The organism is Streptomyces malaysiense, from assembly GCF_000980885.2.
Classification (GTDB): Bacteria; Actinomycetota; Actinomycetes; order Streptomycetales; family Streptomycetaceae; genus Streptomyces; species Streptomyces malaysiense.
In genome coordinates this window covers 1-25776 of sequence record NZ_LBDA02000059.1, presented here as the reverse complement: position 1 = coordinate 25776, position 25776 = coordinate 1, and the positions used below count along the sequence as shown (strand labels likewise).

General features: G+C 70.1%; 23 protein-coding genes and 6 pseudogenes. 13 read left to right on the top strand and 16 right to left on the bottom strand.

The window, feature by feature from the left end; all coding sequences use genetic code 11:
- Nucleotides 1-701: 701 nt before the first annotated feature.
- On the bottom strand, nucleotides 702-2333 hold the full coding sequence (locus tag VT52_RS25790; RefSeq protein ID WP_046428300.1) for an MFS transporter: 1632 nt from the start codon (nucleotides 2331-2333) through the stop codon (nucleotides 702-704).
- 107 nt (nucleotides 2334-2440) lie between these two features.
- Nucleotides 2441-2626, bottom strand: a complete 186-nt coding sequence (locus VT52_RS25785; RefSeq protein ID WP_046428298.1) for a hypothetical protein — start codon at nucleotides 2624-2626, stop codon at nucleotides 2441-2443.
- Between the two features lie 104 nt (nucleotides 2627-2730).
- On the opposite strand from VT52_RS25785, the gene VT52_RS25780 reads away from it, so the two are divergent.
- Entirely contained in the window at nucleotides 2731-3333 is a 603-nt protein-coding gene (locus VT52_RS25780) for a helix-turn-helix domain-containing protein (RefSeq protein ID WP_046428295.1), read from the top strand.
- A gap of 167 nt (nucleotides 3334-3500) precedes the next feature.
- Nucleotides 3501-4394: a class I SAM-dependent methyltransferase gene (locus VT52_RS25775; protein WP_046428293.1), complete on the top strand. Its 894-nt coding sequence runs from the start codon at nucleotides 3501-3503 to the stop codon at nucleotides 4392-4394.
- A 753-nt stretch (nucleotides 4395-5147) separates the two neighbouring features.
- Here the strand turns inward: VT52_RS25775 and VT52_RS25765 are convergent.
- Nucleotides 5148-5545 (bottom strand): annotated as a pseudogene (locus VT52_RS25765) (VOC family protein).
- A 92-nt stretch (nucleotides 5546-5637) separates the two neighbouring features.
- Between VT52_RS25765 and VT52_RS25760 the strand changes: the two are divergent.
- Nucleotides 5638-6442: pseudogene (locus tag VT52_RS25760) on the top strand (helix-turn-helix transcriptional regulator); the annotation flags it as partial.
- A gap of 551 nt (nucleotides 6443-6993) precedes the next feature.
- Here VT52_RS25760 and VT52_RS25755 read toward each other — a convergent pair.
- From VT52_RS25755 to VT52_RS25745, 3 genes are all read right to left on the bottom strand, one after another.
- Nucleotides 6994-7518 carry a hypothetical protein gene (locus VT52_RS25755; RefSeq protein ID WP_143070914.1) on the bottom strand — a complete coding sequence of 175 codons (525 nt, stop codon included), beginning with the start codon at nucleotides 7516-7518 and terminating at the stop codon, nucleotides 6994-6996.
- A gap of 98 nt (nucleotides 7519-7616) precedes the next feature.
- Nucleotides 7617-9119: an ATP-binding protein gene (locus VT52_RS25750; RefSeq protein WP_240509878.1), complete on the bottom strand. Its 1503-nt coding sequence runs from the start codon at nucleotides 9117-9119 to the stop codon at nucleotides 7617-7619.
- A complete protein-coding gene (locus VT52_RS25745) occupies nucleotides 9116-9808 on the bottom strand; it encodes a response regulator transcription factor (protein ID WP_046428287.1) in 693 nt (230 codons plus the stop codon). Before VT52_RS25745 ends, VT52_RS25750 begins: the two co-directional genes overlap by 4 nt.
- Nucleotides 9809-10035: 227 nt before the next feature.
- Here VT52_RS25745 and VT52_RS25740 point away from each other — a divergent pair, with 227 nt between their 5' ends.
- Nucleotides 10036-10836 (top strand): DUF3152 domain-containing protein, encoded by an 801-nt coding sequence (locus tag VT52_RS25740; RefSeq protein ID WP_240509877.1) that lies wholly within the window; start codon nucleotides 10036-10038, stop codon nucleotides 10834-10836.
- Between the two features lie 342 nt (nucleotides 10837-11178).
- On the opposite strand, the gene VT52_RS25735 is transcribed toward VT52_RS25740, so the two are convergent.
- Nucleotides 11179-11808: a carboxymuconolactone decarboxylase family protein gene (locus tag VT52_RS25735; RefSeq protein ID WP_143070913.1), complete on the bottom strand. Its 630-nt coding sequence runs from the start codon at nucleotides 11806-11808 to the stop codon at nucleotides 11179-11181.
- A 17-nt stretch (nucleotides 11809-11825) separates the two neighbouring features.
- On the opposite strand from VT52_RS25735, the gene VT52_RS25730 reads away from it, so the two are divergent.
- Nucleotides 11826-12737, top strand: a complete 912-nt coding sequence (locus VT52_RS25730; protein WP_046428279.1) for a LysR family transcriptional regulator — start codon at nucleotides 11826-11828, stop codon at nucleotides 12735-12737.
- 34 nt (nucleotides 12738-12771) lie between these two features.
- Here the strand turns inward: VT52_RS25730 and VT52_RS25725 are convergent, their stop codons facing one another.
- Complete coding sequence (locus VT52_RS25725) at nucleotides 12772-13197, bottom strand: tautomerase family protein (protein ID WP_046428276.1); 426 nt, start codon at nucleotides 13195-13197, stop codon at nucleotides 12772-12774.
- A gap of 391 nt (nucleotides 13198-13588) precedes the next feature.
- Nucleotides 13589-13774 (bottom strand): annotated as a pseudogene (locus VT52_RS25720) (winged helix-turn-helix transcriptional regulator); the annotation flags it as partial.
- A 1-nt stretch (nucleotide 13775) separates the two neighbouring features.
- On the opposite strand from VT52_RS25720, the pseudogene VT52_RS38475 reads away from it, so the two are divergent.
- Nucleotides 13776-13907 (top strand): annotated as a pseudogene (locus VT52_RS38475) (ISL3 family transposase); the annotation flags it as partial.
- 210 nt (nucleotides 13908-14117) lie between these two features.
- Here VT52_RS38475 and VT52_RS25715 read toward each other — a convergent pair.
- The 3 genes from VT52_RS25715 to VT52_RS25705 all read right to left on the bottom strand — a co-directional run bounded on the left by VT52_RS25715 (nucleotide 14118) and on the right by VT52_RS25705 (nucleotide 17485).
- Nucleotides 14118-15257 (bottom strand): FAD-dependent oxidoreductase, encoded by a 1140-nt coding sequence (locus tag VT52_RS25715; protein ID WP_046428274.1) that lies wholly within the window; start codon nucleotides 15255-15257, stop codon nucleotides 14118-14120.
- Nucleotides 15258-15513: 256 nt separating this feature from the next.
- Complete coding sequence (locus VT52_RS25710; protein WP_046428273.1) at nucleotides 15514-16209, bottom strand: TetR/AcrR family transcriptional regulator; 696 nt, start codon at nucleotides 16207-16209, stop codon at nucleotides 15514-15516.
- A 181-nt stretch (nucleotides 16210-16390) separates the two neighbouring features.
- Nucleotides 16391-17485, bottom strand: a complete 1095-nt coding sequence (locus VT52_RS25705) for a saccharopine dehydrogenase family protein (RefSeq protein ID WP_046428272.1) — start codon at nucleotides 17483-17485, stop codon at nucleotides 16391-16393.
- Nucleotides 17486-17597: 112 nt separating this feature from the next.
- Here VT52_RS25705 and VT52_RS25700 point away from each other — a divergent pair, with 112 nt between their 5' ends.
- Nucleotides 17598-18242: a TetR/AcrR family transcriptional regulator gene (locus VT52_RS25700; RefSeq protein ID WP_079175259.1), complete on the top strand. Its 645-nt coding sequence runs from the start codon at nucleotides 17598-17600 to the stop codon at nucleotides 18240-18242.
- Nucleotides 18243-18539: 297 nt separating this feature from the next.
- Here the strand turns inward: VT52_RS25700 and VT52_RS25695 are convergent, their stop codons facing one another.
- Nucleotides 18540-18920 carry a winged helix-turn-helix transcriptional regulator gene (locus VT52_RS25695; RefSeq protein ID WP_046428270.1) on the bottom strand — a complete coding sequence of 127 codons (381 nt, stop codon included), beginning with the start codon at nucleotides 18918-18920 and terminating at the stop codon, nucleotides 18540-18542.
- 79 nt (nucleotides 18921-18999) lie between these two features.
- On the opposite strand from VT52_RS25695, the gene VT52_RS25690 reads away from it, so the two are divergent.
- Nucleotides 19000-19929 carry an NADP-dependent oxidoreductase gene (locus VT52_RS25690; protein ID WP_046428268.1) on the top strand — a complete coding sequence of 310 codons (930 nt, stop codon included), beginning with the start codon at nucleotides 19000-19002 and terminating at the stop codon, nucleotides 19927-19929.
- 265 nt (nucleotides 19930-20194) lie between these two features.
- Nucleotides 20195-21055: pseudogene (locus VT52_RS25685) on the top strand (IS110 family RNA-guided transposase); the annotation flags it as partial.
- A gap of 8 nt (nucleotides 21056-21063) precedes the next feature.
- On the opposite strand, the gene VT52_RS25680 reads toward VT52_RS25685, so the two are convergent.
- Nucleotides 21064-21471, bottom strand: a complete 408-nt coding sequence (locus VT52_RS25680) for a (R)-mandelonitrile lyase (RefSeq protein WP_046428266.1) — start codon at nucleotides 21469-21471, stop codon at nucleotides 21064-21066.
- 28 nt (nucleotides 21472-21499) lie between these two features.
- A complete protein-coding gene (locus VT52_RS25675) occupies nucleotides 21500-22516 on the bottom strand; it encodes a zinc-dependent alcohol dehydrogenase family protein (protein ID WP_046428264.1) in 1017 nt (338 codons plus the stop codon).
- Between the two features lie 215 nt (nucleotides 22517-22731).
- Here VT52_RS25675 and VT52_RS25670 point away from each other — a divergent pair, with 215 nt between their 5' ends.
- Complete coding sequence (locus tag VT52_RS25670) at nucleotides 22732-23616, top strand: helix-turn-helix transcriptional regulator (protein WP_046428261.1); 885 nt, start codon at nucleotides 22732-22734, stop codon at nucleotides 23614-23616.
- 293 nt (nucleotides 23617-23909) lie between these two features.
- On the opposite strand, the gene VT52_RS25665 is transcribed toward VT52_RS25670, so the two are convergent.
- The gene (locus tag VT52_RS25665) at nucleotides 23910-24584 is read right to left on the bottom strand and encodes a group II intron maturase-specific domain-containing protein (protein ID WP_206306606.1); all 675 of its coding nucleotides are present in this window, start codon (nucleotides 24582-24584) and stop codon (nucleotides 23910-23912) included.
- Between the two features lie 84 nt (nucleotides 24585-24668).
- Here VT52_RS25665 and VT52_RS39770 point away from each other — a divergent pair.
- The 3 genes and pseudogenes from VT52_RS39770 to VT52_RS36015 form a co-directional block, all read left to right on the top strand.
- A pseudogene (locus tag VT52_RS39770) lies at nucleotides 24669-24884 on the top strand (transposase); the annotation flags it as partial.
- Nucleotides 24885-24963: 79 nt separating this feature from the next.
- The gene (locus VT52_RS37195) at nucleotides 24964-25206 is read left to right on the top strand and encodes an IS3 family transposase (RefSeq protein ID WP_107481444.1); all 243 of its coding nucleotides are present in this window, start codon (nucleotides 24964-24966) and stop codon (nucleotides 25204-25206) included.
- Nucleotides 25207-25776 (top strand): IS3 family transposase (locus tag VT52_RS36015; protein ID WP_143070912.1); only part of this gene is annotated, 570 nt, incomplete at its 3' end.

Sequence of the window (25776 nt, the reverse complement as noted above, 5' to 3'; positions counted from 1 at the left end):
AGCGCGACCCCGAACGCGCCACCCACCGCGCGGTCAACGCGCTCAACCAGCTCGGCTACACCGTCACCCTCAACCCGCTGCAAGGCACGGCCTGACCAGCCAGAGCCAGGACACCCGACGACCGCCACAGCCACCGGGCACTCAGACCTGCCCCCACCCACCCTGACCTGCTGCTATTTACGCGTCAGAATCCAGTCGGATCGCTTCTGGGCGGCGCGGGTTGTCGTCGGCCGCCGCGTTCGGGTATGAGCACCCGTTCCTCCAAGGGAGTCGGTCATCCTTGCATCCGTACTTGGCTTCGGCACGGCGGTGCGTTACATCGTGCCCCGTTTCCCCGTCACCGCGTGAGCGCGGTCGCGCGCCCAGAGACCCGCGAGAAGCCGCGGCCGCTGATCCACCCGGCGGCCGGGAAGCAGGTGTCCACCCTCGTCCAGGACGAGTGGGCGACGACGGCTGCAAAGAGGTCGTGCCGGATCGTGCAGGAAACCACGGGGGAACACCGGGGACCGGCCGACCCGCTCACCAGGCGTCGGCACCTTCCGCCGCAGGTGAACCGGGCCACCGGCCTGGTGGTGGGCTCTTGGCCGACTGTCACCGTTCCCCGGGGGAATCCAGCCCGCCGGTGACGGCGTGTGATCACCGAGAGCTCATCGGCTCCGGATCCCCGCTTGCCTGGCGCCACAGCAGGAAACGGTGTGCGGTCAGCGTGAAACGGTGCTCTTTGCGGCTTCGGTGTCCTCGACCCGCAGGGCGGGAGGGTTCTCCCGCGGGGCGGGACGGTTCTTGGGACCGCGGGCCAGGACGAAGAGGAACAGGGCGGCCATGACCGCGACACCGACCCACATGGCCTGCTGCCAGCCGTCGACGAAGGACTGCCGGGCGGCGTGAACCACCTGCTGGCTGTGGGCACCCGTGCCCTTGGCTGCTTCCAGAGCGTTGGCGATTCCCTCGCGCGCGGTGTCGGTGGTGGCTGCGGGGAGGTCGTTCAGCCTGTCATCGACGGAGGTGCGGTAGCCGGCGGACAGCAGTGCGCCGAGCATGGCCACGCCGAGTGCGGTGCCGAACTCGCGGGTGACGTCGTTGAGCGCGGACGCCACGCCCTGCTTCTGACGGGGCAGGGAGCCGGTGATGGCTTCGGTGGAGGGGGTCATCGCGAAGCCCATGCCGATGCCCATGGCGACCATCCCGGGCAGGACGGAGAGGTAGCCGCCGTCCACGGAGACGACCAGGGCCATGAGGGCCAGACCGACTCCGGCCACAGCGATGCCGAAGGCCATGGTGGAGCGCGCGCCGATGTGGGCGGCCAGCTTGGCGGCCAGGCCGGACGTCGTCATCATCGACACCGCCATGGGCATCAGCGCGAGCGTGGACAGAAGCCCCGACCAGCCGAGCACGGCCTGGAGGAACGGGAAGAGGACAACGGCGATGCCGGCCTGGACGCCGAAGACGACCAGCAGTGTGATCGATCCGCCGGCCAGACCACGCTCGCGGAACAGGCGGACGTCCAGCAGGGCAGCGTCCCGGCGGTGCAGTTCCCAGGCCACGAACGCGACCAGTGCGGCAAGGCCGACGAGGAGACCGAGCACGGTGACGGGGTCGCTCCAGCCGCGCTCCGGTCCTTCCTGCAGCACATAGCTGAGCGCGACCACGGCCACCCCGGATGTCAGCGCGCCGAGCAGGTCGAAGGAATGGCCCGAATGCTCGCGGGAGTTGGGCACCGACCTCGTCGCCATGGCCAGGGCCACGACGACCAGGGCCACGGGCAGGACGAAGAGCCAGCGCCAGGAGGCCACATCGACGAGCAGTGCGGAGAGGAACATGCCGAGGATGCCGCCGCCTGCGGCAACGCCCGTCCACACGCCGATGGCCCTGCCTCGCTCCTCCTCAGGGAACGTGGAGGTGATCACGGCCAGGGTGATCGGCATGATCATGGCCGCGCCGATACCGCTGAGCGTGCGTGCCGCGAGCATGATCTCGGCGTTCGGCGCCAGGCCCGCCGCGGCGCTCGCAACGCCGAAGACGCCCAGCCCCGACATCAGCACGGGCTTGCGGCCCAGTCGGTCACCCAGGGCACCGAGCGGGAGCAGCAGCGCGGCCAGGGTGAGGGTGTAGATGTTGATGATCCACAGGATCGCGCTCTGCGAGGCGCCGAAGGCGACCGCAAGGCGGGTCTGGGCCACGTTCAGGCCCGAGACGGAGGCGATGACGGCCATCAACGCGACGCAGACGGTGATCAGAATCGCGTGCAGCTGACGGGCATCCGGCGCGCTCCCGTCGGCCGCAGCGCCGCCCTTTGCCGGGGTCGGCGCCTGTGGGGGCTGGTTCTCACTCATGGGTTCCTCTCGAAAAGGGCATTCGGTGTCGACGGCGGACCGAGCGCGGTCGCCCAAGCGGGGGTGGGAGTCCGTGGAGCCCGGCGCAGAGCTGCGCCGGACGAAGGTCAGGTGGTGGTGGGGCTGGTGCCCGCCGCGCCGGGGGCCGCGTCGACGTCGGCGGCGCTTCCGACGTGCGGGTGGTGGGAGCGGTCGGGCATCAGCGCACCGTTCAGCCCGGCGGGACCATCACCGATCACCACAGCGTCGACGGTCTCGCGCGACAGCGTGTCGATCGCGTATCCAGCAGTCACGGGCATGTCCTCGCGGCCTTCGCATCTGTGGGGCCCTGCTCGGTCCCGGGCCCCGCACGCATGACGCTAACCGCGGATTGCGCCATGGGCATACCATCTTGCTCATGACGCAAACAGATGGCGATCTGGACAGCCTCGTACGCAAACGGATCCGCGCTCTGCGGGTCGCGCAGGGCTGGTCCCTGGAGGAACTGGCCGCCCGTGCCCGGCTCAGCCAGTCCTCGCTCAGCCGCATCGAGAACGGTCAACGCCGCCTCGCCCTGGACCAGCTGGTCACCCTCGCACGAGCCCTGGACACCACACTGGATCAGCTCGTGGAGAGCGCCTCCGACGACATCGTCACCAGCCCGATGATCGACGGAGCCCACGGACTGATGCGCTGGCCCATCAAGTCCGATCCGGGCATGTCCGTCGTACGTCAGCGGATGACCGAGCCGCCGCCGGACAACCCCGCGCGCATGCGCGCCCACCCAGGGCGTGAATGGCTCGTGGTCCTGTCCGGCACCGCTGTCTTGATGCTGGGCCATCGCCGCTTCCGCGTCGAGACCAACCAGGCGGCCGAGTTCCCCACCATGCTGCCCCACGCCATCGGCGCCGAAGGCGGCCCCTGCGAGATCCTGGGCATCTTCGACCGGGACGCCCGCCGCGGACACCGACAGCGCGCCGGGGAGAACCGCGAGGGCGAAGGCGACCGTCCCTGCCAGTAGCAGCGCTGCCGCATGCCGTGTCCATGGGCTGCGCGCCGGAGCGCGTCCCGCCGAGGGCGACGGCTCCGGTGGCCGTCTGTTGCGCATCGCGCAATTCTTTCGCCCATCGCCTTGCGTCATGCGGAAGCTATCGCACCACGGGCACCTGATCGGTCTAGCGTGCCTCCATGCCCCCTGCACACCCACACTGCTCCCATCACGGCGCGCGACACTGCACCACCCAGGACGCCGGACAGGCGGAACTTCTCGACCTGGACGCGGAAGTCGTCGCCGCACACATCGCCGAGATCACGGCCTGGCTGCCCCTCGACGCGCCCCCGCGCCAGATCGTGGACCTGGGCTGCGGCACCGGAGCGGGAACCTTCGCCCTCCTGGGGCGCCTGCCCGGGGCGCAGGTCACCGCGGTCGACTCCTCGGCCGGACACCTTCAGCGACTGTCGGAAAAGGCACGCGCCCAGGGGGTGGCCGAGCGGGTACGCACCGTGCAGGCCGACCTCGACGAGGCCGACTGGCCCGACCTCGGCTTTCCTGACCTGGTGTGGGCTTCCGCCTCGATGCACCACATGGCCCACCCCGAACGAGCCCTGCGCAGAGTCCACGACCTGCTGACTCCCGGCGGGCTGTTCGCCGTCGTGGAGCTGGCCGGCTTCCCCCGCTTCCTCCCTGAGAACGCCCCGGAAGACCGGCCCGGCCTCGAAGACCGCTGCCACGCCGCAGGCGACCGCTTCCACGCCGAACACGTGCCCCACCGGGGCGCCGACTGGGGCCCGATGCTCACCGCCGCCGGATTCACCGTCGAGGGCGAGCGCGCTGTGACCGTGAACATCGAAGGGGCAGGCAGCCAGACTGTCGGCGCCTACGCCCTCCACAGCATGCGGCGCCTGCGCCACAGCGCCGCCCACGCGCTCTCCCCCGAAGACCTCGACGCGCTCGACCGCTTGCTCGACGCCGACAGCCCCCAGTGCATCCTGCACCGCAGCGATCTCACGGTCCGTACCGAGCGCACCGTCTGGACCGCACGCCGCACCGACCAAACCCGTGACCGCCCCCTGAACCCATGACCGACCCGGCGGCCTCGCTCGCAGGCTGGATTCCAGAGCCCACGCGCAGCACTCCTGCGGTACGCCGCCGCAGCCGCCCTCTTCGACGGCGGTCACGGCGGAGAGGAAGCGAATCGCGATGAGCGTGCCAATCCGCCTGCGTGGCCGACGAGGTCGGGTGCCCCACTTTCGACGGTCACGTCGTCATGTCCTACCCCGAAGGTCACGTCATGGGCCAGGGGGACGCCGGTGCCGCAACCGTCGAGGACCTGGGGGCGGCGACCTTGCGTGGGCCGGCCCGGAGTCCGATCGCGGCACCGTCCGGGCCCCCGGCGGCCCTGGCCGAAGGCTCCGGCGCCTGACCGGCATGCGCGAGCGGCTGGCCGGCGTCGGCGGCAGCGCGGCGCAGGACCGACACCTGAGGGCTGGAGAGTGCGGATGGAGACCCCCACGTGACGCCGCCCGCCGAATCGGCTCCCGACAGCGACAAGATCAGGGTCCTGGTCGCGGACGATCAGCATGTCGTCCGCGACGGCCCTGGTTCTGCTCATCGGCATGCCGGACGGCATCGAGGTGGCCGGCGCGGCTCGCGACGGCGCATAGGCGGTGACACCCGCCGAACAACTGCTGCCCGACGTGGTGCTGATGGAGACGCCTTTCGAGGGTCAGCGGTGCGTTCCGATGTGCCCTGCTGGTGGCGCTGCCGGACTGGTCGGCCGCGTTCACCGGGAGCTCTGGGATCTCGGGGCTCCCGATGAGCGGCTGTGCGTGGCGTCAGCGTGCGGACTTTTCGATGGCCGCCGCGGTGACGGGGGTGAAGAAGTTGACGAGGTTGCAGTCTGGGTCGCGGAACAGCAGCGACCGGTTGCCCCAGGGCATCGTGGTGGGCTCGTTGACGAAGTCGGTCACGAAGCCGGTCAGGCTCTGGTGAACGCGGTCCACGTCGTCGACGCGGAACTCGGTGATCACGGTGTGGTTGTCCGCCGGGCGGGCAGAGCCCGGGGCGAACAGCGGGACGGTGCGGGTGCCGGCGATCGCGAGGGTGGCGCCCGGGGTCCTGAGTTCGGCGAAGTCCTCGGTGGCCCACGTCGCCCGCACTCCGGTGGCTCGCTCGTAGACCCGACGAGACGCGGTACATCAGCGGTGATGATGCGGATCGAGACGAAGTCCATGGGAATCTCCTTGGCTTTGTGGTGGCGTGCACGTCGCAGGCTGGGAGAAGTAGTGGACAGAATCGGTCCTGTATCCGGGTTGGGCTGCGAACATGACCCGCCCCACCGGCCGCGTGCTGACACTCCTGGAGCTGCTGCAGTCGGGCGGCACCCGGACCGTCGCCGAACTCGCCGACCGGCTCGGCGTCGAAGGACGCACCGTGCGGCGGTACATGGACCAGCTGATCGACCTCGACATGCCCGTCGAATCGGTACGCGGCCGCTACGGCGGATACCGGCTCGCCCCCGGGTACCGCCTGCCTCCGCTCATGCTCAGCGACGACGAGGCGCTGGCCGTACTGCTCGGCCTGGTCGCCGGCCGCCGGGCAGGGCTGACGACGACGCAGTACACGGCCACCGAGACGGCATCAGCCAAGATCCGGCGGGTGCTGCCCCAGCACATCGCCCGCCGGCTCGACACACTCCTGGAATCCCTCGCCTTCACCGACCAGCCCGGAGAACTCGACACCCCGGACGCCGGGGTCCTGCTCACCATCGCCGATGCCGTGCGGCACCGCCGCCCCGTCTCGATCCGCCACACCGACCGCGACGGCAGGCGCAGCGAACGCACACTGCACGCGTACGGGATCGTCGCCCATTCGGGCCGGTGGTACGTCACGGGCAAGGACGCCCGGATCGGCGAGGACCGAACCTTCCGGCTCGACCGCATCGTGGACGCGCGGACCCTGCCCGGCTCCTTCGAAGCACCGGCGGGTCCCGCTCCGGCACAGCGCGTCTTGACGGGGTTCGCCACGGCCCGAGTACCGGCATGAGGTGACCTTGCGGATCCACGGGACGGTCGAGCAGATCCGCGCGCGGCTTCCCGCCAGTGTCGCGAGCGTGGAGGAGTCCGAGTCCGAGTGCGCGCCGGGAAATCGCCGACAAGGCCCCTCCGGCCGTACGGGAGCCAGATCGCGAAGCCCGCCAGCGCGCCGAGTACCGCTGTCAGGCACCCCGCAGCGCCGGTGACGGCTTCGCGCCGGGACGTCTGTTCAGTTTCCATATACGGAGAGAGGCTTCGCCGGGGCTGGGAAGTTCCTCTGCCCCCCGAAGGGGTCCGGTCCGGCGTTCCGTCCAAAGCGTCAGCGGGTACGACATGCCGGTCGCCCGCCTGTGCCCATCACGGCCGAGGTGGTCACAGGGGGGTCACGGGCTGTGCGCCCTCGCGAGTCCGCTGGTGAACCGGCGTCCGAGTGATGCGACAGCTCGCCGGACACGGGCAGGCGGCCTTCGCGGTCGCGCCGGCACAGGCCGATGTCGATTGCGTCCGGAACGAGGTGGGCGTCCTTCGACATCGAGAGGAGGGCGAGCGAGGGGCGGGGTAGCCGTCCTCGATGAACAGGCGGACCAGCAGCAGCCGACGCTGCCCCGGCCCAGGGTCGGGGAAAACGTTGCCTCGGCCGTGGTGGTCACAGAGCGGGCGACTGCCCGGGCAGCGTCGAGGGCGTGGCGCTCGGGCTGACGGGGGTGACACGCCCGGGACAGGTGGTGCTCGATCCCTCGGTGCGCCAGCGGCCGGTTCGAGTGTGGCCCGTCACCGTCACCCGCGCCGAGTCGAGGTCCGGGTCGGCGATGAGGCGAGCAGCGGCAGCCGTGCAGATCAGCTGGTCGGCGGCGGTGCGGGGCAAAGGGCTCTTGAGGTCCTGGGGCAGTTCGATGGCCACCGTGTCGGCTCGTGTCCGTACTCTCACCCCGAGCGGTGCCCGGGTGGGAGCCGGAGTCTGCCGGTGCGGTTCCACCGCCAACTGCGGCAGCTCGGTGGTCAGGCCGTGGAGCTGCTCCGGGCTGGTCGGGCCGCTGAACAGCATCGCCACGGCAGTCTCGGCATCGACCGGACCGGTGGCCGAGCGGGGGACGGCGACCAGTATGCCGTCGCTGACGAAATAGAGCCGTACGGTCGGCGTGACGCCGGTGGCGGCTGTTCCCGCCCCCACCACGCCGGTCGGAGCGATACTGCAGGCGGAAAGCGCCAACAGTGCCGCTGGGAGGAGCGAGCGGCGCAGGAACAGGGTGGCGGCACGGCGAGCGGGTCTCATCGGGGGCCTCCCGCGGACCGGTCGCCATGACGTCGCAGGGGAAGGGCCACGGTGAAGAGGGCGCCGCCCGCGGCGTGGTTCGCCGCTCGGATGGTGCCGCCGTGTACGTGGACGTTCTCGGCGGTGATCGCGAGTCCCAGCCCGCTGCCCTCGGTGCGGGTCCTGGCCGTGTCCGACTTGTAGAAGCGCTCGAAGACATGAGGAAGGACGGTGTCGGGGATGCCGGGACCGCTGTCCCATACCTCGATGACCGCTTGCGTCTCCTGCCCAGTCCGTTCGGCGGACAGACGCAGCTCCACAGGGCGGGCACCGTGCCGCAGTGCGTTGCCGACCAGGTTCGCGACGATCACGTCGAGGCGGCGTGGATCGACACGGCCGCGCAGTACGTCGGGCTCGGGCAGCCGGGCATCCACCTCCTGCGACCAGGCGCGGGAGGCGAGCGTGCGGCGTACGGACTCGGCGAGATCGATCTCGTCGAGGTGCAGGACGGCCGCGCCCGCGTCGAAACGGGCGATCTCCATGAGGTCGTCCACCAGACGAGTCAGTTTCACGGTCTCCGTGCTGATCAGTTGGACAGCCGTGGCGGTTTCGGAGTCCAGCCGGGCCGCCCCCTCGTCGAGTACGTCGGTGATCACGGACATGGCGGCCAGGGGCGTACGGAGTTCGTGTGAGACGTCGGCAGCGAAGCGCCTGGCGCGCGCTTCCATGTCGTGCAGCTCGGCCACCGAGGTCTCCAGCGCGGCGGCGGTCTCGTTGAAGGTGCGGGACAGATCGGCCAGTTCGTCGGATCCGTCGACGGTGAGCCGGGTGTCGAGGCGGCCTTCGGCGATGCTGCGGGTGGCGTGCCGCAGTGCGCGTACCGGTCGCAGCACTCCACGGGCGGCCAGCAGGGCGAGCAGGACGGCGAGAGCGAGGGCGGGTACGGTGGCCCGCTCGACGGCGGTGACCAGGGCGTCGACGTACGACTGTTCGTTCGCCAGAGGCACTGTCAGGAAGACCTGGACACCGGATGTGTGAGGGCCCTGTTCGGCCGGATACGCGAACGTGACCGGCATGCCGACGACGAGTGAGGCACGCCCGCCGTCGCGCACCCGCTGGAAGGCCGTGAAGGGTCGGGAACGCACGGCCTCACGCAGGGCGGGCGTCAGTTCCTCGAAGGGGTCGCCGGGGACGGAGGTGACACTCAGGTCGCGGTAGACGGCGAGTACGCGCCTGGCGGGGGACTGCTCGCCGGCCGCGACGTCGACCGCGAAGCGCCGCAGTTCGGACTCGGACGGGGGGAAGGCGAGGGCTGGGGCGAGCCGGTCGACGCGGGCGCGCAGTTGCTTGATCACGGCGTCCTGGCTCTGCTGGAGGATGCCGGTACGGGCCTCGCGGAAGGTCAGGGTTCCGGTGGCGGCGGCGGTGAGGACGGCGACGAGGCCGAAGGCGACGACCAGGCGAACGCGGAGGCCACGCAGTTGAGGCGGTCTGATCCGGCCCCTGATCGGAGCCTTCACCGAGGCCCGAACCGGTAACCGAAGCCGCGCACGGTCTGGACGTATCGGGGCCGGCCCGCCGGTTCTCCCATTTTCGACCGCAGCCGTTTGACACAGGCGTCCACAAGGCGCGCGTCGCCGTGGTAGCTATGCTCCCAGACCGTCTCCAGGAGCTGCTGGCGGCTGAACACCTGGCCGGGCGAGGCGGACAGGGTCAGTAGCAGCCGTAGTTCGGACGGCGCGAGGGCGATCGGCACGCCCTGCCGGGTGACGGACATCCCGGCCCGGTCGACGGACAGGTCTCCATGGGTCTCGATCCTGGGTATGCCGTCGGCAACCTGTGCGGTGGTCGCGCGGCGCAGGACGGCGCGGATACGCGCCTCCAGCACACGTGCCTGGACGGGTTTGACGACGTAGTCGTCGGCTCCCGCTTCCAGACCGACGACGATGTCCACCTCGTCGCCCCGTGCCGTCGCCATGATGATCGGCATCGCCTGGTCGACGCCGCGGATCTCACGGCACACCTGCAGGCCGGTCATCCCGGGCAGCATCAGATCGAGTACGACGACGTCCGGCCGGAACGAACGCAGCCGGGTCATCCCGTCCTCCCCGGTCCCGGCGGCGGCCACCTCGTGGCCCTGGTGTCCCAGTGCGAGTGCGACGGCCTCTCGGACGGCGCGATCGTCTTCGATCAGCAGAACACGTGGCATGGGATCAGTATCGACTCCGGGACGAAAAGCGGAGGGACATTGTTACAGGATGATCACACAGGATGGTTCGTTATCGCTTCGTGATCTCTCGGGCCAGGTCCGCGCACATCCCCCGCCCAGCCTGAAGGGCCATGAACGCGCACAAGGCAACCCGCTCACGTTCCCGTCGCCGCAGGCCCGTCCGCAGGCACGCATCCGCGCGCAGGGACGGGAAGCGGGTCTGGCCGGTGGGCCTGGCCGCAGCGGCCGTGCTGGTGCTCGCGGGTTCAGCCGTCGCAGGGTGGACGTCGTTCTCGTCCGGCACCGAAGGGACCGCCGCCTCGGGCGGTTCCGGCCACGTCACAGGCCCGGCCGCCCCCGGCCGGTCTCCCGTTCCTTCCGAAAGCCCCTCCCGGCGGCCGCCGGGCCACCGTTCCACGCCGGGCTCCACCGCCTCCGCCTCCAGGCCGCCGGCGCCCTCCATACCCACGTCCGGTGCAGGAACGTTCACCACCGCCTCTGGAACGGGCGCGAAGGCGGGGCGGGGCAAGACCCTGCGCTACCGCGTCGACATCGAGGACGGTCTCTCCCTGTCCGCCGCCGGCGTCGCCGCCCAGGTCGAGCGCATCCTCGCCGATCGCCGCGGCTGGACGGCGAACGGCACGTCCGCCTTCCAACGCGTCTCCGGCGGCCCGACGGACTTCGCCGTGCGCGTCGCCACCCCGAGAACCGTGGACGACATCTGCGGACAGTACGGCCTGGACACCGGTGGCGAACTCAACTGCAACGTGGGCGGACAGGTCATGGTCAACGTCAAGCGCTGGCTCCTGGCAACTCCCGTCTACGCGAAGGACGTCACCGTCTACCGCGCACTGATCATCAACCACGAGGTCGGCCACTTCCTCGGCCACGGCCACGTCGGCTGCCCCGGCAGAGGAAAACCGGCCCCCGTGATGATGCAGCAGATCAAAGGCATGCACGGCTGCGTCCCCAACGTCTGGCCGTACGACACCCACGGGCGGTACATCACCGGCCCCGCCCTCCCTTGACCCCGGCGGCCGGACAGCCCCGGTTCCGGCACCCGGGGTGGACACGGTACGGCGGGTGGCATACCAGCCGAGTCACGGCCATCCAGGAAGCGGATGCCGAACTCCTGGGAGAACCACCGGTGCACGATCGTCACGATGCGGGCCGGATCGCAGACCCGGCCCGCACCGACACCGACGGCGTCAGTCATCTCCGCGGCAGTTGTGGTGCCGACGAGCAGACACGGTTCACCTCGGCAGCCCACACCGTGACCCGCACCTGTCCCGGACCGGGCACCAACCGCTCGCGCACCCTGACCGCCGACGCCCCGGTGTCCGGGGCCCGGCGAACCAGCGCCTCGATGCTCAGGAGGCGGTCTCGGGGTCCGGAACCGGAACCTGGAAGCACACCAGGATCGAGGAGATGATCTGGTACTGCCCGATGAGGCACAGCACGGTGATGATCCCGGGCTCGCCGAACAGGTCGACTGCCTCGTGGTACAGCTCGTCCGGAACCTCGCGCTGCTTCATCAGCGCCGCGGCAAGACGCTGGGCGGTAGCGGCCTGACGCCCCAGCCCCTCCGGTACTTCGCCGCGGATGATCGCCTCGATGGCGGCCTCCGGCACTCCCGCGGTGCGTGCGGCACATCGGTGGGCTTCGATCTCATAGGGGGCCGGCCAAGCGGCGCCGACGGTCAGGATCACCGCCTGCCGGACCTCCTCGGCCAGTCCCGCCGCGGTTACCTCGGCAGTGAACCGTCCCAGCCCCGCGGCGAGTTCGGGAACCCGCAGCAGGGCGTTGAAGGGACCGATGAAGCGCCCGTCCGAAAGCCGCACGGTGAAGCCGTCGTGAGCGGCTTCCGGGACGACCATCTGCTCCAGGACGCGATAGACCTGCATCTGCGCGCCGTCGAGGTCCTCGGGCGCGAGCAAGGCGAGTCGGCCGCCGAGCCGGTCCGGTCCGCAGTCCTGCGCAGATTGCATGGCAGTGCTCATAGGTATGCTTATTCCTCATGGAGTGGTCTTCTACTGGACTGCGGGTGCTGCGTGCGGTCGCCGAGACGGGATCCTTCACGGCCGCGGCCGCGGCCGTCGGCTACACCCAGTCCGCGGTGTCCCGGCAGGTCGCGGTACTGGAGCAGGCGACCGGAGTCCAGCTGTTCGAGCGGCGGCCGGGCGGGGTCCGGCTGACCGCGGCCGGAGCGACGTTCCTGCGCCATGCCTCGCTGGCACTCGACGAGGTCGACAAGGCCGAGCGGCTCCTGCATGAGCCGGCCCCGAACCGTCCGGCGCTGCGGCTGGGCGTGTTCACCAGCTTCGGGGCAGCCCTGGTACCCGAAGCGCTCGAGCTGTTGCGGCAACGGCGCCCCGACATCGACGTCTTCACCCGCGAAGGCTCCACCCCCGCGCTCACCCGGAGCCTGCGCGCCGGCACGATCGATCTCGCGGTGATCTCTGCCCGGCCGCCCTATCCGAGCCCTGACGACCAGGACCCGCCGCTGGACCTGGACGTCCTGGTGGAAGGCGACCTGATGGTCGCCGTCCCCGCGGCCGGCACGATCGGCCGCGACGGCACGGCGACCTTGGCCGAGTTGCAGGACGCCGAGTGGATCGCCGGCCCCGACCGGGCGGGCGAACCCGGCATCGGCGTCTGGCCGACGCTGCCCCGGCAGCCGGTCATCCGCCACCGGCCGCGCGACTGGATGTCGAAGCTCCACCTCGTCGCGACCGGCTGCGGCGTGACCACCGTGCCGCCGTCGCTCATCGGCCTCCTGCCGGAGGGCGTACGCCTGGTCCGGGTCATGGACAGCGCCCGGGTGACCCGCCGGGTGCTGCTTGCCAGGCTTCCCGGCGCGCCCGCCGCCGACATCCCCGAACTCACCCGCTGCCTGCACGAGGCCGCCGAGCGCCTGCCGTTGCCCTGAGCGGCACTGCCGTCGGCCGAACCGCGACGGCCCGCTACCGCTCCGTGGGGACCTTGTCGGCCGCGATCCGCGTGTCGAATCCGGTGTCCGGATCCAAGATCCGGCCGTCGGCCCACCAGTTCGCCGACGGCGACTCGACCACGTTGAGGTAGATGTCGCGGGTCTCCAGACCGACACCCTCGACGAGGTTCGCCACCAAGGTCCGGTACAGCGCCTTCAACGTCTCCTCCGGCCGGCGGCCGAAGTACAACTGGATGAACACGGCCTGCGGGCGGCGCTCGAGCCCGAACGCGACCGGAGCCGTGATCAGGTTGTCCGGTTCGAGCTCGTGGAAAACGTGGTACTTGTCGTCGTCAGGAATTCCGAGCACCGCCACCAGCGCGGCGTGGATCGCGTCAGAAACGGCCCGTTTGTGCTCGGCAGAGGTTCCCGTCCGCAGGTAAACCTTCGTCATCGGCATGCGCTTCTCCCTTGTTCGGTGCCCGACTTCTCCGGGCCGCCGACATCAAGTGTGAGCAGTCCGCTCCTACCCCGTCCAACGATCATTCCGCATATACGGTATGCCAATCCCTTATGCCGTCCACTCTCATGAGGAAACGCGATACCCGGCATGCCGGATCGTCATTGACAGTCTGGAGTCGGCCTTGCCCAGCATCACCGCGTGACGAGTTCTGTCCTTCCGGCGACTGGCTGACCCAAGGAATCCAGCCGGTCGGATATCCCGTCCTGGACGGCCGCCACGCCTTCGAAACGGCCACAAGAGGAGCAGGCGGCCGGCGGTATCTCGGCTCTTCGCAGTTGAGGGTGTAGCGCCGAGAATATGGAGCTGTCGGATGGTTGGATGTGAGTCGTCAGGAGGTGCGAGCGTCGTAGTTCTCGCGGTGTGCGAGGACCTCGACCATGTGCGTCTGCGCGCAGTTTCTGAGCCCGCGCGTCATGTGGTGGAGCGAGAGGCCGAGGTCGGTCAGCTCGCAGGAGACGGTGACCGGGACGGTTGGCGTCACGGTACGGGTGAGCAGGCCATCGCGCTCCAGCGACACCGGTCAGCGGCTTGCCCCGGATCGTGCGGTTCTCGCGCGCCGGGTCGCCGAGTCCGATCCGTGGCGCCGCCGTTGCGGTGGTGAAGGCACACTGTGTGACATCGTGACCCGGCGCCTGGCGCACGAGCCACGCAGGGCCCGAGTCCGCGGCCCGGGCGTCGACGAGGGGGCGATGCCGGCTGGGCCGGGTGCGCCCTGCAGGACGACAACCGGGCTGCCCTCTCCCGTCTCCCGCACGGCCACGTCGAGGCCACACCGTACGGGGACGGTACGCAGGACGGGCGCGGCCGTACCTTCCCCAGGATCGCGCGGAAGGCGTCGGTGGCGCTGTCCGCGGCGGTCAATCGGCTGCCGGTCCGGAGGTGAAGAACCGGATCATCTGCTCAAGCCCCCGGTCGTCGAACATCGTCTCCAGGCCGGCGGCGGATTCGGCGGCGGATGCCTCGCTGCGCGGGAAGAGGGCCTTCTCGTAGGCGGTCAGCGCGGCCTCGGTGTCGCCGCGGTGGGCGGCGATCGCCCCGGCGAGTTCGGCACCGTCGAGCAGGGCCAGGTTGGCGCCCTCTCCGGCGAAGGGGGACATCACATGGGCGGCGTCTCCCAGGAGCGTCACGCCCGCGATCCGCTCCCAGCGGTGTCCGACCGGCAGGGCGTGAATGCGGCGTGGGGTGATGGTGTCCGCGTCGGCGATCAGGGCGCGCAGGTCCTCGTGCCAGCCCTCGAAGTGGGCGAGAACGGCGGTCTTGGCGGCAGCGGGATCGGTGAAGTCGATGGTGTCGAGCCAGTCCTCCTCCGCCTTCAGCGCGGCGTAGACGTGGAGGCTGCCGTCGGTCTCGCGGTGCGCGAGGAAGCCGCGCCGGCTGCCCAGGCTGATGAGGAACCCTCCCCCGATGACGGCGGCGCTGCGCGGGTGACGGGCGACGGCGTCGTACAGGTCGGTCTCGGCGAAGGTGATGCCGGTGTAGGCGGGCGTGGCATCCGAGAGCAGCGGCCGCACGCGGGACCAGGCCCCGTCGGCGCCGACCAGAAGGTCGGTGGTGATGACGGAGCCGTCGGCGAATGCCACCTCGTGACGGCCGTCGCCCAGAGCGCGGACGCCGGTGGCCTTCCTGCCCCAGTGGACCGTGCCGTCGGGCAGCGAGTTCAGCAGCAGGTCCCGCAGGTCGCCACGGTCCACCTCCGGGCGGCCGCCGGTGCCGTCGTCCTGCTCGGAGACGTGGACGGTGGCGTCCGGGCCGACCAGGCGCATCGCTTGACCGTCCTTGTGGACGATCTTCAGAAAATCCTCGTAGAGGCCGGCGGCGTGCAGTGCCTTCTGGCCGTTCTCCTCGTGGATGTCGAGCATGCCGCCCTGACTGCGGGCGGCGGCGGACGCTTCCCGTTCGAAGACGGCGGCCTGGATGCCGTTGACGTGCAGGACGCGGGCGGCGGTGAGGCCGCCGAGACCTCCGCCGATGATCGCGATGGGGTGGTGGGTGCTCATGGGGACCTCCAGACGGCCGGCCGGGTGCGCAGAAGCGCGCGACCGGGGAAAAGGTTCGGAGCCGACATGGCCCGTCCCGCCACAGGGCGGCGGGACGGCTCGGTCATGAGATGACCCGGCCGGACACCTCAACCGTAACGAACGCGTTCGTTGCGAACAAGTTCGCGACTGGGTGTCGGCTTCCGGGCAGAGGGGGTGCACCACGGCGGAGCCACCCCGGCAGCGGACGGGCCGGGCCGCCTTCGGCGAGGCAGCCTCAGCCCCTGATACCGGGGACGGGTGTGTGCGTGATGCCGTTGACCAGAACGTCGAAGCTCCAGCTCATGCGGTCGCCGGGCGAGCCGCTGACCAGGGCCGGCATGTGCGCCTTGATGGCCGGGTGGGTGGTCTCATCCACGGCCTGCAGGGCCCGATTGGTGGCGTTCCAGTCGCTTTCGGCCATGGGGTCGTGTTCCTGCGTCGACTGCTCGGCGGCCGTGGCGGTGGCATCCTGGAGCAGTTTGTCCACACCCCAGGCGACCTGCTCACGGGAGGCTCCGCTGCGGGACAGCAGATCCAGGATGCACTCCACCAACCGCAGGTAGTTCTCGCCGCTGGGGCGCGCCACGAGAGCCGACCGGGCAAGCTGTGGATGGTCGAACAGCACGGTGGTGTAGGAGGCCAGTACGGCGCGGAGCCGCTCGCGCCAGCTGTGCCCGGTGCTTCCGCCGGTCAGGTCGACCTCGCCGAGCAGGGCGTCCAGCACGGCCGCATGCAGTTCGGCGGTGTTGGCCACGTACACGTACAGCGACGCCGGACCGGTGTCCAGCTCCTTGGCCAGGCGGCGCATGGTCACCTTCTCCAGCCCCTCGGCGCGCATGACCCGCACGGCGGTGTCCACGATCCACCGCCGTGAAAGGGCGGGCTTCGCCGGACGCTCCCGGCGGCTGATCGGCTCTCTTCCCGAAGTCATACCCCGATCGTAACGAACACGTTCGCGAATCTGCCGTGCGCGCGTCTCGAACCACCTCCGCCTCCGCCTCCGCCTCCGCCTCCGGCCAAGCAACGGCCGGTTCGGTCACGGCACCGGCCGCGCCCTGTCTGCCAACGGATTCACCCCGGCTTCGAACGAGAATGCCGTCGGCAGGACCGGCTCACAGGTCGAGCAGGAAGGTGCCTGCGGCGGCGGTGGCCAGGTCGGGGCCGAACGCGGCTGCCGGGGTGTAGGCGCCGAAGGGCGCTTGGCCATCGGCGAGGCGGATGGCGGTCTCGGTGATGACGTCGGCGGTGTAGTCCATGCCGTCGTCGGCGCGCAGCCAGCCTTCCCGCCGGCTGCCGTCGGGCCAGGTGACCACGGCGTGCCCCCAGGAGTGTGTGCGGGGGCGCGGTGCCGCCGTGATCGGGGCCTTGGCCATCCGGCGTACGGCGGCACGGCGCATCGGCGGGATGGACAGCAGCGCGGCGAACAGGGGTAGGACTGCCCTTGCGAACGGAGACGTGGGGGCAAGGCCGGAGGTGACGGTGACGTTCGGCGCGTCGCTGGCCCGCCGGGCGGCGAGCAGTTCACCGGAGGGGGCGCCCGCGGACTTCGCCGTCTGCCCGTCGGGCAACGCGTGACTCCGGACGTCGGAGCCGAGGCGTGTCTTGACCATCCGGCCGTTCTCGATGCGGCGCCCGCCACTGGTGATGACGTCGACGACGGTGGCGGCGAACGCGGCGCCCATGGTGCCGGCCTCGGTGGCCACCGAGGCAAGAGCGTCGACACGGACCCGGTTCGGGGTGGGTCGGCCCTCGCACAGTTTGACCACCACGGCCTCCGTGGCCAGCACGCCGAAGCCGGCGCCGGTGATCAGGGTGCTGGCGACGTCGGCGGCCTGCCGGTGCAGGCCGAGGAGGCGCGGGACGGCGACCAGATCGGCGGCCAGGTCCACGTAGTGCCCGCCCGGCATGCAGGCCCGCGCGATCCCGACCGCGGTCTCGGCATAGCCGCCGAGGGCATTGACGACCACGGCCGGGCGCCGGCTGGTGATTTCGGCTGCCATGCACTCGACCGAGTCCGTAGCCACGAGATGCGCGCCCGGGCGCCCGGCAGCCGCGGCGACTTCACGGAGGCTTTCGTGACTGCGCCCGATCAGGGCGATGTCCGCGCCGCGGGCCGCCAAGCGTACGGCGACGGCGCGGCCGATCCTGCCCGTCGCCCCGAGGATCCAGATCTCGCCGGTGCGCGTTCCGGGGGTGTCGCGGGTCATCGCGGACTCCTTCCGCTGGGGCCGGTCGCGTCCGACCCAGTCGTGATGTCTCACTGTGTCATCACTCAGGTTAGCCGATGACACAGTGAGACGTCATCCGTTAGACTCAGGCGTGGCCAGATGGGATCCCGGCACCGAGCAACGTCTACGCAAGGCGGCTTTGGAGCTGTTTCAAGAGCACGGATACGACAACGTGACCGTCACTCACATCGCCGAACGGGCCGGTATCACGCGGCGCTCGTACTTCCGGTACTTCTCCGACAAGCGCGAGGTCCTGTTCGCCAACTCCGATCGGCTCCCCACCGCCGTGGGGGAGGCCGTGCTCGCGGCCGACAAGGACACCCCGCCACTGACCGCCGTCCTGGACGCCTTGGCCGAAGTCGGCGTATACCTGGACAAACACGGCGACGGTGCGGCGCAGCGACTTGAGGTGATCAACTCCAGCCCGGAGCTCAGGGAGCGCGAACGCACCAAACTCGCCGCCCTGAGCGCAGCCATCGACCAAGCCGTTCGGCAACGTGGCCTTCGCCCCGATCTCGCCACGTCGACCGCCCAGCTCGCCACGATCGCCTTCGCCAACGCCTACGGACGCTGGGTGCGGGCGAACCGTCAGGAAACCTTCACCGACTGCCTCGCCAGTGCCATCGCCGCGCTCCGCGGCGCACTGGGCACGGTTTCCTGGCCCACCGCAACCGCCGAGCCCGGAGGGACGGCCGCACACGATCCGGCCCCCCGTGCTGAATCGACCGGCTCTTGAACAGCCCGGCAGAGGCCACGAACACGCCGCCCACTGCCCTGCCGCCCACCGTACTGACGCACATTCAGCATCCGTGACCGGCGCCGACGCCCCTTCTTGCCGGGCCGCGCCGCCCGCCATCGCGTCCGCAGCCTCCTCCGCGAGCGCACGCCGCACATCCTTCCGAGCGATGCGCTCGTGGTCAGACGCCGACGAACGACATCACCACGCCTCGCCCTTCCGCAACCCCTCCAACCAGGACTTGAGTTCTTACCCCGCCCGCGTGCCGAGAGGCCACTCAGTGTCCTGGCGGGGGCCTCAGTCGCGATGAGCGACCGGCTCGGGATCGGCGTCGAGCGCTTCGAGCACTGCGTCGCCGTTCTCCCGCGCCCACTCGGTCAGCATGTGGATCGGATCGATCAGCGTCGCCCCGAGCGGGGTGAGCTCGTACTCGACGCGGGGAGGCACCTCGGCATAGGCGTGGCGGCGGACGAGTCCGTGCGCCTCCAGCCGTCGGAGCGTCTGCGTGAGCATCTTGCGGGAGATACCGCCGATCAGCTCGATCAGCTCACCATGGCGCACCGGGCCTTCGCTGAGGCCGTAGAGCACGACCACCGTCCACTTGTCGGCGATGAGCTCGACCGCCAGACGCGCCGGACAGTCGGCGAGAAAGGGACCGCCGGGACCGAAACCGCTCATGGCGCCAAAGGTACCTGCCGGTTCCTGTCGACTTCATAGCCTGGGATCTCTTCTCCCCCCGACAAAGCGCAGGAGAGTCATGCGAGTCATCACCCAGGAGACGCTCGGCGGTCCCGAGGTGCTCACCATCGTGGATGCGCCCGAGCCCCACCCCCTCCCGACCGAGGTTCTCGTCCGCGTCAAGGCGATCGGGCTGAACCCGTTGGAGGCGCGCCTGCGCGCCGGCGAGTTCCCGCTGATCGGCCGGCCGCCGTTCGTCCTCGGCTGGGACATCAGCGGCGTGGTCGGGGAGGGGCCGCAGACCTGGCGGTTGAGGCCCGGCGACGAGGTGTTCGGGATGCCGCTGTTCCCACGGGCGGCGAGCGCGTACGCCGAGGTGGTGTCGGCGCCGGCGGTGCACCTGGTACGCAAGCCGGCGTCGCTTTCTCACGTCGAGGCGGCGGCGCTGCCGCTCGTCGGGCTGACGGCGTGGCAGGGCCTCGTCGACCTCGGCGGCGTCAAGGAGGGCGACCGCGTCCTGGTCCACGGCGGTGGTGGCGGGGTCGGCCACGTCGCGATCCAGATCGCGAAAGCCCTCGGCGCGCACGTGATCACGACCGCCAGCAGGAGCAAGTGGAAGTTCGTCGAGGGGTTCGGCGCCGACGAGGTGATCGACTACACGACGGTCGACTTCACCGAGGCGGTCCGCGATGTCGACGTCGTGCTCGACACGATCGGAGGTAACACCGTCGAACGGTCGCTCGACGTGCTCCGCCCGGGCGGTCACCTGGTGACGGCGGTCGCCGAGGAGGATTCGGAGCTCATCGCCAAGTACGAGGCGGCGGGCATGCGTTTCAGCGGCATCGCGGTCGACCCCGATCCGGTCGGCCTGCGAGGTCTCGTCGAACTCGTCGAACAGGGCAGGCTCCGGGTCCACGTGCAGGAGACGTTCCCGTTCGAGCGGGTCGCCGACGCGCACCGGCTGCTCGACGGCGGGCACCTCCAGGGCAAGCTCGTCCTCACCGTCTGATCCCGCCGTGGGGCCCCGCGTGAGCGAGGCCCCACTGGGCCCCGTACACAATGAATCTGCACGTCAGAAGGCTCTACCTTCTTGATCGGGTTGATCGAGCCATTCGTAGGGTTGGGTCGCCCAGGGGTGCTGGGTGTGGCTATCAGGCGGCTGCCGTCTCGTGGCTTCTCTGGCTTCGCCGCCCAGCACCCCACGACGACTCGGCCGCCGATTAGGAAGTGCGAACAAGTCGCTGTGCAGAGCAATGCCGGCGAGGTCGTCCGTGGCACGAAGAGTCCGAACCCTGCGGCCCGTCCGCCCCGGCGGCGAAGTCGCCATCGAGCTCAAGCTGCTGACCGGACGCCGCGCAGACCTGGTCGAGGACCGCACCCGGGTCGTCAACCGCTTGCGCGGCACTCTGCTGAGCATGTTCCCGGCCCTGGAGCGGGCCCTGGATGTGACCAACACCGGCCCGCTCAGGTTGCTGACGGGATACCAGACCCCTGCCGTGATCCGCCGGACCGGCACCTCGCGGCTGACGACGTGGCTGGCCAACCGCAAGGTCCGCAACGCGAGAGCCCTGGCCGAGGCGGCGGTCGAGGCCGCCGAGCGGCAGCACACCGCGATCCCCGGGGAGAAGACCATCGCGAAGCTGGTCCACACCCTGGCCGGGGAGGTGATGGCCCTCGACGAGCAGATCGCGGAGATGGACAAGCTCATCGAGGGCCGGTTTCGCGAGCACGAGCTCGCCGACATCGTCCTGAGCGTCCCGGGCATCGGCACCGTGCTCGGTGCCGAGTTCCTCGCCGCTGTCGGCGGCAGCCTGGACGAGTTCGACTCCCCGGACGCCCTGGCGGCCTTCGCCGGCGTCGCCCCGGCACCACGCGACTCGGGCAAGGTTAGCGGCAACTTGCACCGGCCCCTGGTCTATCACCGACGTCTCCAGCGCGTGTTCTACACCTCGGCACTGGTCAGCGTCCGCTACGGCCCGAACTCGCCGAAGTTTTACGACCGTAAACGTGCCGAGGGGAAGAAGCACGTCCAAGCCGTGCTCGCCCTCGCCCGCCGACGCGTCAACGTCATCTGGGCCCTGATCCGTGACCGACGGTGCTACGAAGTGGCACTACCGGTCACCACGGCAGCTTGACAACAGCATCAGGAAGCCGGAGCGGCGGCGTACTCGTCGTCGGTGACGGGAGTCAGCCAGTGCACGACGTCGTGGTCGGCATCGCCCTCGTTGATGGCCAGGTGCACCATCAGCCGGTTCGGAGCAGCGCCGTGCCAGTGCTCCTCGTCCGCCTCGAACAGGACGCGGTCACCGGGCCGGATGACCTCGACCGGCCCGCCACGGCGCTGACACAGGCCGACGCCTTCGGTGACGAAGACGGTCTGGCCCAGCGGGTGGCGGTGCCAGTGAGTGCGGGCGCCGGGCATGAAGTGCACCAGGTTCGCGGTGACCCGGGACGGGGCCGGTGCGGCGGCGACGGCGTCGATGTAAACGTCACCGGTGAACCAGTCGGCCGGTCCCTTGGCGGTGTCCATCGAGCTGCGGGTGATCTGCATGATCGCTCCCTTCGAGGGGGTGGATGGGTCAGGGGGTGAGGAGGGTCTTAATGGCGCGGCGCTCGTCCATGGCCTTGTAGCCCTCGGCGACCTGATCGAGGCGGAGGGTGAGGTCGAAGACCTTGCCCGGGTCGATGCGGCGGGTCAGGACGCGATCGATCAGGTCGGGCAGGTAGCGGCGTACGGGGGCGGGCCCGCCACGCAGGCCGACGTGGGAGAAGAACAGCTCCTGGCCGTCGACCGCGACATCGTGGGGGACGCCGACAAAGCCGACGCTGCCGCCGGGGCGGGCCGAGTGCAGCGCCTGGCTCATGGCCTGGGCGGTGCCGACGCACTCCAGCACGCTGTCGGCACCGATCCCGCCGGTCAGCTCCTTGATCCGTTCGACACCTTCCTCGCCGCGTTCGGTGACGACGTCCGTGGCACCGAATTCCAGCGCAAGCTGCTGGCGGGATTCATGCCGCGACATGGCGATGATCCGCTCCGCGCCCATCTCCTTCGCCGCGATCACGCCGCACAGCCCGACCGCGCCGTCACCGACGACCACGGCGGTGGAGCCGGGCCGCACCTCGGCGGCGTCCGCGGCCCACCAGCCGGTGCCCATCACGTCGGACACGGCCAGCAGGCCGGGCCAGAACTCCTCGTCCGGCACCTCGTCGGTGGCGACCAGAGTGCCCTGGGCATTCGGGATGCGGACGTACTCCGCCTGGCAGGTCGACATGAACTCGCGGTGCAGACAGTTCGACGGGAAACCGTTGCGGCAGTTCGCGCAGGTGTTGTCCGAGGTCGCGAACGAGCCGACGACGAACTGTCCAGGCCGGACCGAGGTGACCTCGCTGCCGACCTCCTCGATGAAGCCGACGTACTCGTGCCCCATCGGGTGCGGCTCCCCGATCGGCTCCGCGCCCCGGTAGGGCCACAGATCCGAGCCGCACACGCACGTCACCGCCGTACGGATGATCGCATCGGTGGGATGGAGGATCTGCGGGGCGTTCAGGGGCTCGAAGCGGACGTCGCCGGGGGCGTGGATCATTGCTCCGCGCATGGGAAAGGTTCCTTTACGTGCCGTGGCAGGCGGCCGCCGGGAACCCGGGGCCGTCGCGATGTGCTGGGCCGGGTGCGTGCCCGTCCATGACTGCGGCGGGCGGAGAGCACCACGTCATCCAGGTAACCCGCTTCCGACGCCTGTAGCGAGGCACCATCGAAGGGTGTACTGCCAGTACATCCCTATGGCCGTGCGCGGGACGTACCGTCGAAGGTGTGGACAACCAGGCAGAGGTTCGCGAGTTCCTCACCTCGCGGCGAGCGAAGATCACCCCCGAGCAGGCCGGGCTCCCCGCAGGCCCGCGGCGCCGGGTCCCCGGGCTGCGCCGCAGTGAGGTCGCGGCCCTGGCCGATGTGAGCGTCGAGTACTACGCCAAGCTGGAGCGCGGCAACCTCGCCGGCGTCTCACCGGCCGTCCTGGAGGCCGTCGCCCGCGCACTGCGGCTCGACGAAGCCGAACGCGCCCACCTGCTCCATCTGGCCCAGGCAGCCGACGGCTCCGACGCCCTCGCCCGGCCCCGCCGCCGCGCCACCCGGCAGTGGAAGCCGCATCCGAGCTTGCAGTGGGCCCTGGACGCGGTCACCGAGGGCCCGGCCTTCGTCCGCAACGGCCGCATGGACCTCCTGGCCGTCAACCGGCTCGCCCGCGCCTTCTACGCCGACGTCTACGCCGACCCCCACAATCGGGAGAACCTCGCCCGCTTCACCTTCCTCAGCCCCGACGCCCGCCGCTTCTACCCCGACTGGGACCAGGCCGCCGACATCTCCGTCGCCATCCTGCGTACCGAAGCCGGCCGCAACCCCCACGACAAGGAACTTCACGACCTCGTCGGTGAGTTGTCCACCCGCAGCGACGCCTTCCGCACCCGCTGGGGCGCCCACGACGTCCGTCACCACGGCACCGGCTTCAAGCGCTACCACCACGCGGCCGTCGGCGATCTCACCCTCGCGTACGAGGGGCTGGAGATGGCCGCTGAGCCCGGCCTCACCCTCACTATCTACACCGCCGAACCCGCCTCCCCCTCCGAACAGGGCCTCCGCCTGCTCGCCTCCTGGGCCGCCACGCCCCAGCCCCCGAACCTGCACCACACCAGTGATTGAGGACTTCGTCCGGTCGCGAGGATCTCACCCAACGTCGGCGAGGTCATCTGCGGGTGTGATGTGACGATGAGCTTGCGGAGGAGAGCCTGCCTGAGGTCCGGGCCGGGGGTACCTCGGGAAGGAACAGCACCACTACGTGGTGGGCAACGCCGAGGGCGGACGGCCTCGGTCGCGTCGGGCCCTGAACGTCGAAGGCGACCCGGCCCGGCGCACCCTGAGCAATCGGGTAGGAGGGCCGGGTCGCCCGGCCCTCCTCCCACACCACCGGACATGCGGGTCACGCATCCGGCGGTTCATCGGGCTGATCTCAACCGTTGCCAGGTTGGCTTGAGCATCTTCAGGCCCAGGTCGTCCCAGTAGGAGTTGGGCAGCCCCCGCTGAAGGACGGCAGACCCCGCCATCCGCCAGTAGCCTTTGCTGCTGCCCGCCCGTTCACGGGCGGCGCGCTCGGGGATCCCGAGTGCGAGCAGGTTCCGGCGCCTGGCCGCGAAGCGTTTCCATTCCTTCCAGCGGATCTGCCGCATCCTGCGGCGGAGCCATTCCTCCAGGTCCCGGAACGCCCTGGAGGCGTCCGAGAGCTGGAAGTAGCCCATCCATCCGGCCATGTACCGGTTGATCTTCGCGATACGTTCGTCCATCGCGATGCTCCACCGGCGTGAGGTCAGCTCCCGGATGCGGACCTTCCAGCGCGCCAGCGCCTTCGGATCGACCCGGATCTTCCCGCTCCGGGTGAAGTACAAGCCGAACCCCAGCAGCGTGGCGGCGGAGGCCCGGACCACCTTCGACTTCTCCCGGTTGACCTTCAGTTTCAGCCGCTGCTCGACCACGGCCGTAACCGAGGCGAGCACTCTGCGGGCGGCCCGTTCGCTCCCCACGAAGATCCGCAGATCGTCGGCGTAACGCACGAACCTGTGACCGCGCTTGAACAGTTCCCGGTCCAGGTCGTCGAGCATGATGTTCGACAACACGGGCGACAACGGGGAGTGAAGCTTCCCCTTGATCGTGGACACCTGGAGACTGGGATCTTGAGGTTCCAGAGGAAGTAGCACCAGGTGGGAAGCAAGTACACGAAGCGGTACACCGAGGAGTTCAAGCGGGACGCCATCGCGCTCGTCGATTCCTCGGGCAAGACGGTCACCGCCGTCGCCCGGGAACTCGGCATCAGTTCCGAGTCCCTGCGCGGCTGGTACCGCAAGGCCAAGGCCGACCGGGGCAACGGCGAGTCCGGTGAGCTGACCAGTGCCGAGCGTGAGGAGCTCAAGCGGCTGCGCAAGGAGGTCCGCGAACAGCAGCAGACGATCGAGATCCTGAAAAAGCGACGGCCTTCTTCGTGTAGGAGAACGACCGGTGAGCGAGCTGTACCGGTTGATCCATGCGGAGAAGGCGAACCATCCGATCACGCTGCTGTGCCGGGTGCTGCATGTGGCCCGCTCCTCCTACTACGCCTGGCGCGAGGGCGAGACCGCCCGCCGCAAGCGCCAGGCCGCCGACGACGCACTCGCCCACGAGATCACCGTGCTGCACATCGCCTCCCGCCGCACCTACGGTGTCCCGCGCATCCACGCCGAACTGCGCCGCCTGGGCCGGTGAGTGAACCGCAAACGCGTCGCCCGTGTGATGCGTGAACGCGACATCCGCGGTGTAACCCGGCGCAAGCACCGCTCGCCGACCCGGCCTGATATGAAGGCGAAGCCGGCCCCGGACCTGATCGGCCGCGACTTCCATGCCGAGCGCCCCGGCACCAAGCCGGTCGGCGACATCACCTACCTGCCCACCGCCGAGGGCTGGCTCTACCTCGCCTGTTGGCTGGACCTGGCCACCCGCGAGATCGTCGGCTATGCCATGGCCGACCACCACCGCGCCGACCTCGTCGTCGACGCCCTCGACATGGCCCACGGCCGAGGCGGACTGGAACCCGGTTGCGTGATCCACAGCGATCGCGGCAGCGAATACACGTCGACCCAATTCCGGGCACGAATAGGGAAGTTCGGACTGCAGCAGAGCTGCGGGCGCACCGGATCATGCTTCGACAACGCCGCCGCGGAGAGCTTCTGGGCCCTGCTCAAAGAAGAGACAGGCACCCGCACCTGGCCCGACCGCGCCACCGCCCGCGCGGAGGTCTTCACCTTCATCGAAAGACCCTGTTGCCCAATTACTCAT